Origin of the sequence: Streptomyces sp. CG 926, assembly GCF_003148825.1 — a bacterium.
Lineage (GTDB): Bacteria > Actinomycetota > Actinomycetes > Streptomycetales > Streptomycetaceae > Streptomyces.
Genome location: NZ_QGGZ01000006.1, coordinates 468,105 through 477,086 on the forward strand (window position 1 = coordinate 468,105; position 8,982 = coordinate 477,086).

General features: G+C 68.6%; 9 protein-coding genes and 1 rRNA gene. All 10 read right to left on the reverse strand.

Annotated features, from left to right (window positions below; translation table 11 throughout):
* Positions 1-43: 43 nt before the first annotated feature.
* A complete protein-coding gene (locus tag BCL76_RS19100) occupies positions 44-682 on the reverse strand; it encodes a MerR family transcriptional regulator (protein ID WP_181382612.1) in 639 nt (212 codons plus the stop codon).
* Between the two features lie 180 nt (positions 683-862).
* On the reverse strand, positions 863-1,336 hold the full coding sequence (locus BCL76_RS19105) for a bifunctional nuclease family protein (protein WP_030009777.1): 474 nt from the start codon (positions 1,334-1,336) through the stop codon (positions 863-865).
* Positions 1,337-1,387: 51 nt separating this feature from the next.
* Positions 1,388-2,152, reverse strand: a complete 765-nt coding sequence (gene ftsR / locus BCL76_RS19110; protein WP_181382613.1) for a transcriptional regulator FtsR — start codon at positions 2,150-2,152, stop codon at positions 1,388-1,390.
* A gap of 19 nt (positions 2,153-2,171) precedes the next feature.
* A complete protein-coding gene (locus BCL76_RS19115; RefSeq protein ID WP_181382625.1) occupies positions 2,172-3,119 on the reverse strand; it encodes an FHA domain-containing protein in 948 nt (315 codons plus the stop codon).
* An 85-nt stretch (positions 3,120-3,204) separates the two neighbouring features.
* The gene (locus tag BCL76_RS19120) at positions 3,205-4,209 is read right to left on the reverse strand and encodes a DUF881 domain-containing protein (protein WP_109780674.1); all 1,005 of its coding nucleotides are present in this window, start codon (positions 4,207-4,209) and stop codon (positions 3,205-3,207) included.
* Positions 4,210-4,214: 5 nt separating this feature from the next.
* Positions 4,215-4,547: a small basic family protein gene (locus tag BCL76_RS19125; RefSeq protein WP_030010496.1), complete on the reverse strand. Its 333-nt coding sequence runs from the start codon at positions 4,545-4,547 to the stop codon at positions 4,215-4,217.
* A complete protein-coding gene (locus BCL76_RS19130; protein ID WP_109780675.1) occupies positions 4,544-5,452 on the reverse strand; it encodes a DUF881 domain-containing protein in 909 nt (302 codons plus the stop codon). The genes BCL76_RS19125 and BCL76_RS19130 overlap by 4 nt, the downstream gene beginning before the upstream one ends.
* A 110-nt stretch (positions 5,453-5,562) precedes the next feature.
* On the reverse strand, positions 5,563-8,058 hold the full coding sequence (locus BCL76_RS19135; protein ID WP_109780676.1) for a mannose-1-phosphate guanyltransferase: 2,496 nt from the start codon (positions 8,056-8,058) through the stop codon (positions 5,563-5,565).
* A 100-nt stretch (positions 8,059-8,158) separates the two neighbouring features.
* The gene (locus tag BCL76_RS19140; RefSeq protein WP_109780677.1) at positions 8,159-8,749 is read right to left on the reverse strand and encodes a CDP-alcohol phosphatidyltransferase family protein; all 591 of its coding nucleotides are present in this window, start codon (positions 8,747-8,749) and stop codon (positions 8,159-8,161) included.
* A 140-nt stretch (positions 8,750-8,889) separates the two neighbouring features.
* Positions 8,890-8,982, reverse strand: a 5S ribosomal RNA gene (gene rrf / locus BCL76_RS19145); the annotation flags it as partial.

Consider the following 8,982-nt stretch of genomic DNA (forward strand, 5'->3'; position numbering starts at 1 on the left):
AGCCCGATGCTGCCCTACGCCACTGACAATGCCTCGGTTCGGGTCAGCCGGCCCGGTTGCGTCGGGCGGCCAGCTCGTCCGTCGGGTTGTGCCGGACCAGGGTCTCGCCGGTGTCCACCCGCTCCCCGTGCAGCTGCGACAACGCGCTCTCGACGTCGCCCCACACCACGCCCACGGCGATGCCGAAGACGCCCTGCCCGCCCTGGAGCAGGCTCACGACCTGGTCCGGCGAGGTGCACTCGTACACGGTGGCGCCGTCGCTCATCAGCGTCATCCGTTCGAGGTCCGAGAACCCGCGGTCCTGCAGGTGCTGGACCGCCGTGCGGATGTTCTGCAGCGCCACCCCGGTGTCCAGGAAGCGCTTGACGATCTTGAGGACCACGACGTCGCGGAAGCTGTATAGCCGCTGCGTCCCCGTCCCGTGGACGGCCCGCACGCTGGGCTCCACCAGCCCGGTCCGGGCCCAGTAGTCGAGCTGTCGGTAGGTGATGCCGGCCGCGGCGCATGCCGTCGGCCCGCGGTAGCCGATCTGCTCGGGCTCCGGGTCACCGCTCGCCGGTCCGACCGGCGTCGACTCCGGCTGACGGCGCGCGGTACCGACCGCACCGCCGCGCAGCGGGTACGGCCCAGCCTCACTCCGTGCGGGGGTACCCCCGGTCGTACCGTCGCCCGTGATCCTCACGCCGACCCTCCGTCCTTGACCTGCCCACCTTGAAGGTAGGCAGTCACCAGGGGTGCGTCAACGATCGCCACACTCGGCACGCCGAGTGATAATCACCCTGAGAGTGGTTTCCCGTATCCCTTTGCGGGGAAAGGCTAATCGAATGGGCTGAAGATCCCCGAGGACGACGCGGCCGACATCTCACTGCGGGCCGGTACCGAAGTCCTCCGGCGAGATCTGGTCGAGGAACTCGCGGAACTTCTCCACCTCGTCCTCCTGCTCGTCCGGAATGGCGATTCCGGCGTCGTCCAGCACACCATCACTGCCGTAGATCGGCGTCCCCGTCCGCAGGGCGAGGGCTATGGCGTCCGAAGGGCGCGCACTCACCTCGACCCCGCTGGCGAAGACGAGCTCCGCGTAGAAGACGCCCTCCCGCAGATCCGTGATCCGGACCTCGGTGAGCTCCTCGCCGATCGCCTCCAGCACGTCCTTGAACAGGTCGTGCGTCAGCGGTCGGGCAGGGGCCATCCCCTGCTGCGCGAAGGCAATGGCGGTCGCCTCCCCTGGACCGATCCAGATGGGGAGGTACCGATCGCCTCCCACTTCACGCAGGAGCACGATCGGTTGGTTGGAGGGCATTTCCACCCGGACACCCACAACGTCGAGCTCGTTCACACAGCAACCCTAGGACCTGCTCGGCAGGTTTGGGTAGTCGGGCCCCCCACCTCAGGGCAGCCGAACCCCGAGAGCGGTCTGTACGAGGGCCTCGTGGAGCCGTACGGAGAGCCCCGCGAGCTCCTTCAAAGTGGCTTCCGCGTGGGCCCTGGTCTGTGGATTGCGATGCCTGCGCAGCGGTGCCACGACCTGCTCCACCAGACCCGCCTCGCGGTCGGCGGCGGCCTTCATCGCCCGCAGGTGCCGCGGCTCCAGCCCGAAGCGGCCCAGATCGGCCACCAGCCGGGCCACCGTGACCGCCTCGGCGTCGAATCCGCCGTCCGCGCCCTCGGCGAGCAGCCCGTACGACTCCCACTCGACCAGTTGTGCCTCGTCCACCCCGGCGGCCGCGAGCAGCTCGGCGCGGCCCACACGGGCCACGGTGGGGCGCTCCCGCCCCACTTCGCCGTAGACGGCCGCCGGTCCGGACGGATCGGCGGAGTCCCCGTGCGCGGTGGGCGCCGGGATGCGGATCTGTTCTCCGCGGGCGAGCGCGTCGAGCTGCTCGCGGATGACCTTCAGCGGCAGGTAGTGGTCGCGCTGCAGGCGCAGGATGCGAGCGAGCCGCTCCACGTCCTCGGTGCTGAACTTGCGGTATCCCGAAGGTGTGCGTCGCGGCTCGACCAGTCCTTCCGCTTCCAGGAAACGGATCTTCGAGATGGTGACTTCGGGAAACTCATCACGCAGCGTGGTGAGCACCGTGCCGATGCTCACCAGCCGCCCGGAGGTGCCGGCGGTGCCACTTCGCGGGGCACCGCCGGTCGGGGTACGCAGCATGGAACCTTCCCTAAAAGGGTCAGATGCCCCGCAGGCTCGCGTAGAAGACCAGCCGGTACTTGCCGATCTGCACCTCGTCGCCGTTCTGCAGGGCGACGGAGTCGATCGGTTCACGGTTCACGTACGTGCCGTTGAGACTGCCGACATCGGCGACGGTGAAGCCGCCCTCCTGGCCCCGGCGGAACTCGACATGGCGCCGGGAGACGGTGACGTCGTCCAGGAAGATGTCGCTCTGCGGGTGGCGGCCGGCCGTGGTCAGCTCACCGTCCAGCAGGAATCGACTCCCGGAGTTGGGTCCGCGCCGCACGATGAGCAGAGCGGAACCGGGGGGCAGCGCTTCCACCGCGGCCTGCGCCTCGGGGGACAGCGAGGAGGACGACACGTGCGGTTGTCCCGACACCTCGGCCTCGTAGGCCTCGAGGCCCGAGATCGAGATCGTGGACGTGGTCTCCGAGGCACGCTCCGGCGTCAGACCCGCCCGCAGCGGCGCACCGCAGTTCGAGCAGAACCGACTGGCCGCATCGCTGCGGTGCCCGCACCTGCTGCAAATCTGCTCGGCCGACATGGACGGCTCCTCGCGCCGCGGGTACCCCGCGGATGCATTGGTGGCATACGGGTCGGGGGCAAACCCTCCACCCGCACTTGAGGTTGATGGTTCACCGAAACCTATGCGGCCGGTACCAGCAGGGTCAACAGACGACGCGCCGGGGGCACCCGGAACATCACCCGCGCCGGCGACTTCGTCGCGGAAGAGCGGCCGGTCGCCCTGCCCTTCCACGTCCCCGTGCCCGGCGCGGTGCCGTGCCGCGCCGCCTTCCTCGCGGTTCTTCTTGCCGAACAACTTCTCAAACAACTTCACGGGCGATTCCCCTTGACCGAAATAGACCCGCCCGTGGGGCAGGACGAACTCCGAATGCAGACACCTGCCGACCCGGACATTCTCACAACGTCCGTAACCACCAGACAGTTTCCACCACGCACCGCGACTTCGGTGCGCCGACCCCCCGCAGGCATGCGCCCGCGTGCGCCGCTCCACTCTTCACTCCGCATCATCACGATGACGACCGAGCGTAGTCAGGCTGCTTCGCAGCCCGCAAGGCATCCACAACGATCTTCGCCGACCGTGTGACGGCAACGGTGGCCTGCTCCTTCTCCAACGTCTGGACGACACCACCAGGGATGTTCAGCGCGGGCTCCAGATCCTGGGGCTTGCCGATCACCCTGAACTCATAGGGTTGTGTGATCTTCTTACCGTCGATGGCGACCCCGCCGCCCTCGTCCGAGAAGTACGAGCTTGCCACGATGCGCACCCCGTTGATCTGGATCGCCTCCGCCCCGGCCGCCCGCAACTCCTGCAACGTGTCCAGCAGCTGGTCGGACTGCACCTGACCCGTGGGATCCGTGATCTTCAGCGTGATGCCCGGCCCCTGAGCTGCCACGGTACCGGCCAGGATGCCGAGTTGGCGTTCCTTCTCGACGGTCTGCTTGCGGGCCTCTTCGGCCTGGTCCGAGCTGCTCTCCAGCTCCTTGCGCTGGTCCTCCAGACGCTGCTTCTCGTCCTCCAGGCGCTTGGTCCGCCCGTCGAGCTCGTCGAGGATCCGTACGAGGTCCTCCTGGCGGGCCCCGCGCAGCGCGCTGGAGTCGCTGTTGGACCGGACCTGGATCGCCAGACCGAGGCCCAGGACGAACAGGAGCAGGGCGACGATCAGTTGCGCCCGACTCACCCGCGGGGGCCACAGCCCGGCCGCGAGCCGCTGCCGACCCGTCTCCTCGGGCTGCGCCGGCGCCTCCTCGGCAGGCCCCGAGGGCTCCGGCGCCCGCGGGGGCTGCGCGGGCTCGGAGGACCGCGGCGGCTTCGGGGCCTGCGGGTACTGCGGGGGCTGCGGCTGTGGGGAATGCGGGACCTGCGGAGGCTGCGGGGCCTGCGGCTGCTCAGGAGACTTCTGAGGCTCAGGGGCCTTCTGGGGCTCGGTCGACTTCTGAGGCTCGGAAGGCTTCTGGGGCTCCGGCGGCCGGCCCGTGCCCCCCGGCTCCTCAGGGATGTCGTTCGTACTCATCGGCCTCACGCCCGGAACACGTGCCGGCGGATGGCCGCGGCGTTGGAGAAGATGCGGATGCCGAGGACCACGACGACGCCCGTGGACAGCTGCGAACCGACCCCCAGCTTGTCACCGAGGAAGACGATCAGCGCGGCGACGACCACGTTCGACAGGAACGACACCACGAAGACCTTGTCCACGAAGATGCCGTCCAGCATCGCGCGCAGGCCGCCGAACACCGCGTCCAGCGCCGCCACGACGGCGATCGGCAGATATGGCTCCACCACGGCCGGCACTTCGGGCCGGACCAGAAGTCCGGCCACCACTCCGGCCAAGAGGCCCAGTACCGCGATCACGATGCACCCTTCTGCTGCTCTGCCGGTGTAGCTGTACGTACGGTCAGACTCGACGCGGCGGGCAGCCGCAGGTCGTCCGCCGGGGACAGGGCAGAACGGATCCCGTAGCTCTCCTGCAGCACGTGCAGGTACTGTCCGTCCGCCGAGTCCTGGAAGTTCGTGCCGAGCCGCTTCTTGTCCCCCACCGCCAGCACTTCGTACGGCGGTACCAGCGGCCTGTTGTCGACCAGTATCGCGTCACCCGCGGCCCTGATGGCCGACAGTTCCGTCAGCCGCTGGCCGTTGATGGAGATGGCCTCCGCCCCGGACTGCCACAGCCCGTTGACGATCTTCTGCATGTCCCGGTCACGGAGCCGGCCGGTGTCCGAGAAGCCCGAGCTCTCGCGCGGTTTGCCACCGCCCCCCGACGAAGCGCCCTTGGCGTCGTCCACCACCAGCTTGATCCCCGGCCCGCGGACCTCCGTGGCACCTGCCAGCAGGGCCACGAGGTCACCCTGACCCCCTCCGGGCTGCTTGAGCGCCGCACGCTGGCGGGCCGCGACATCCGTCCTGAGGCGGTCGATGTCACGCTCCAGGCCGTGCGTGCGGTCGTCCGCCCGCTCCACCCGGTCGATCAGTTCCTGACGCTCCTTGGCCAGCACCGGCGCCGCTATCCGCGCCTCGGCCGCACCGAGCGTGACGACCATGGCGGTGACGACGAGGCCGGCGGCGAGTCCCAGTTTGGCCTTGAGGCTACGTGGCAGGCCCGCCGTGCCGTCCGCCTCGCGCCGGGCCGCGGCTTCCGCGTAGCCCTCGTCGAGACTGTGGTCCATCACGTGCGTCAGCAGCGACATGGAGGCGTCCGGGCGCGCAGGGGCCGGAGACGCCGTAGTCCGGTTGTGGGGCGGCTGCGACATGCCGCACATCGTCGCATGTCGGCAGCGCACTCACCCAATGCGCCCATCCGGTGGGCCGGGCCGGCACTCGCCGCACCCGCCCACCGGACGTACGCCCTACGTCATCGCACGCCGGGCACTCAGTGCCCGGCGCCTTCCACCACGCCCGCCCACTCGTCGAGCAGGGCCTGCGCGGTGCCGTCGTCGGGGCCCTCGGCCCACAGGTGGGTGACCGCTTCCGCCGGGTCCGGCAGGACCAGCGCCCACCGGCCGTCGGCCTCGACCACCCGCACCCCGTCGGTGGTGTCCACCTGCCGGTCGCCGGCCACCTCCACGACCCGCCGCATGACGAGCCCCTTCACCGCCCACGGCGTCGCCACGTCCCGCCTGAGCACATGGGCCCGCGGAATCCGGGCGTCGATCTGGCTCAGCGTGAGCTGCGTACGGGCCACCAGCCCGAGCAGCTGCACGAACGCGGCCGAACCGTCGAAGACGCTGCCGAACTCCGGAACGATGAAGCCGCCCTGGCCGTCGCCGCCGAAGATGGTGTTCTCCGCCCGACCCACCCGGGTCAGGTCGTCGGGCGAGGTCGTCGTCCACTCGACCTGCGTACCGTGGTAGGCCGCCACCTGCTCGGCCACCCTCGTCGTGGTCACCGGCAGCGCGACCTTGCCGCTGCGCTTCTCCGCGGCCACCAGGTCGAGCATCACCAGCAGCGCCCGATCGTCCTCGATGATCCGCCCGCGCTCGTCCACCAGCGAGATCCGCTCGCCCACCGGGTCGAACCGCACCCCGAAGGCGGCCCTCGCCGAGGCCACGATCTCCCCCAGCCGCACCAGCCCGGCCCGCCGGGAATCCCTGGTCTCGGTCGGCCGGGACTCGTCGAGCCCCGGGTTGATCGTCAACGCGTCCACACCGAGGCGACCCAGCAGGCTGGGCAGAACCAGACCGGCGCTTCCGTTCGAGGCGTCCACGACCACCTTGAGTCCGGCATCGGCGATGCCGGTGGTGTCCACCCGCCGCAGCAGCGAGCCGGTGTAGGCGTCGAAGACACTGCCCGGGAACTGCAGGTCCCCGATCTCTCCGGGGAACGCCCGCCGGTACTCCTGGCGCGCGTACACCCGGTCCAGCTTGCGCTGTCCCTGGAGCGAGAGGTCGGCTCCCCGCTCGTCGAGGAACATGATGTCCACGGAGTCCGGCACACCTGGCGAGGTCCGCAGTACGATCCCGCCGGCGCTGCCGCGCGCGGTCTGCTGCCGGGCCACGGGCAGCGGTACGTTCTCCAGGTCCCGTACGTTGATGGCGCTGGCCTGGAGCGCCGAGATCACGGCCCGCTTGAGCGCCCTGGCGCCTCGGGAGTGGTCACGGGCCGTGGTGACGATCGCCCCCTTCTTCAGGGTCGTGGCGTACGCGCCGGCGAGCCGGACCACGACCTCGGGAGTGATCTCCACGTTCAGGATTCCGGAGACCCCGCGCGCGCCGAACAGGTGCGCCTGGCCTCGGGACTCCCAGATCACCGAGGTGTTGACGAAGGCGCCGGCCTCGATGGTCTTGAACGGGTAGACGCGCACATTGCCCTGGACGATCGATTCCTCACCGACCAGGCACTCGTCACCGATGACGGCCCCGTCCTCGATCCGCGCGGCGCGCATGATGTCGGTGTTCTTCCCGATGACACAGCCGCGGAGATTGCTGTGGGGCCCGATGTACACGTTGTCGTGCACGACGGCCCGGTGCAGGAAGGCGCCGCTCTTGACGACGACGTTCGACCCGACGACGGTGTGCTCGCGGATCTCCGCGCCGGCTTCGACCTTGGCGTAGTCCCCGATGTACAGCGGCCCGCGCAGTACCGCGTCGGGACTCACCTCCGCCCCTTCGGCGATCCACACACCGGGCGAGATCTCGAAGCCGTCCATCTCGATCTGGACCTTGCCCTCGAGCACGTCGGCCTGCGCCTTGACGTAGCTCTCGTGCGTGCCGACGTCCTCCCAGTAGCCCTCGGCGACATAGCCGAAGATGGGCTTGCCTTCCTTCATCAGCTGCGGGAAGACGTCGCCGGACCAGTCGACGGACACATCCGGGTCCACATAGTCGAAGACCTCGGGCTCCATCACGTAGATGCCCGTGTTGACGGTGTCCGAGAACACCTGCCCCCAGGTCGGCTTCTCCAGGAACCGCTCGACCTTGCCCTGCTCGTCCACGATCGTGATGCCGAATTCCAGCGGGTTCGGCACCCGGGTCAGGCACACCGTGACGAGGGCGCCCTTCTCCTTGTGGAAGCGGATCAGATCGGTGAGATCGAAGTCGGTGAGCGCGTCACCGGAAATGACGACGAAGGCATCGTCCTTCAGGGCCTCCTCGGCATTCTTCACGCTGCCGGCAGTGCCGAGTGGCTTCTCCTCGTGGGCATAGGTGAGCTCCATTCCGAGCTCTTCGCCATCCCCGAAATAGTTCTTGACGAGTGACGCCAGGAACTGCACGGTGACCACGGTCTCGCTGAGCCCATGCCGCTTGAGCAACCTGAGCACATGCTCCATGATCGGCCGGTTGGCCACCGGCAGGAGCGGCTTGGGCATGCTCGACGTCATGGGGCGAAGACGCGTGCCCTCGCCACCGGCCATCACGACGGCCTTCATGTCGGAAGAGTCCTCCTTGGGAGACGACAGTCGTACCGACCTTCACCCGTCTCGGTCGGTGACTTCGCAACTCCTCCGCGTCATCCGGGGCCGGGCGGGCTCAATCGGCCGTGGAGTCTGCCTTCACCAGACGGCGGACTTGAACCACGTAAAGGATTCCTGCCCACCAATAGAGGGTTGTACCCCATGCGGCGAACGCCCATCCGAAAACTGCGGCCAACCAGGCCAACCAGCCGCTTCCGTCACTGAGCAGGAGCAAGGGAAACGCGTACATCAGGTTGAAGGTGGCGGCCTTGCCGAGGAAGTTGACCTGCGGCGGCGGATATCCGTGTCGGCGCAGGATCCACACCATGACCAGCAACATCAGCTCGCGCGCCAGCAACGCTCCGGTGAGCCACAGCGGCAGGATCTCGCGATAGGTCAGACCGAAGAGTGTCGACAGGATGTAGAGCCGGTCCGCCGCGGGATCGAGCAGCCGGCCGAGCTTGCTGATCTGATTCCAGCGCCGTGCGAGCTTCCCGTCGAGGTAGTCGCTGATCCCGCTGAGCATGAGGACGGCGAGAGCCCACCCGTCGTACTCCGCGAGGATCAGCCACAAGAACACGGGCACGCCGGCCAGGCGAGCCATGCTCAGGATGTTCGGAATGGTGAAAATTCGGTCGGTCTGAACCCGAGTCTCCTGGACCTCCACCCGGGGGCCTCCACTGTGACTGTAGAAATCGGTCGTTCGATGCCCCCTGACCCTACAGGAGACCGCACACGTGTCCTGAACGCAGAAAAGCCCCGCACCGAACCCGTGAAGGGTTGGTGCGGGGCTTTCCCACAATGATTGTTCGGCGGCGTCCTACTCTCCCACAGGGTCCCCCCTGCAGTACCATCGGCGCTGAAAGGCTTAGCTTCCGGGTTCGGAATGTAAACCGGGCG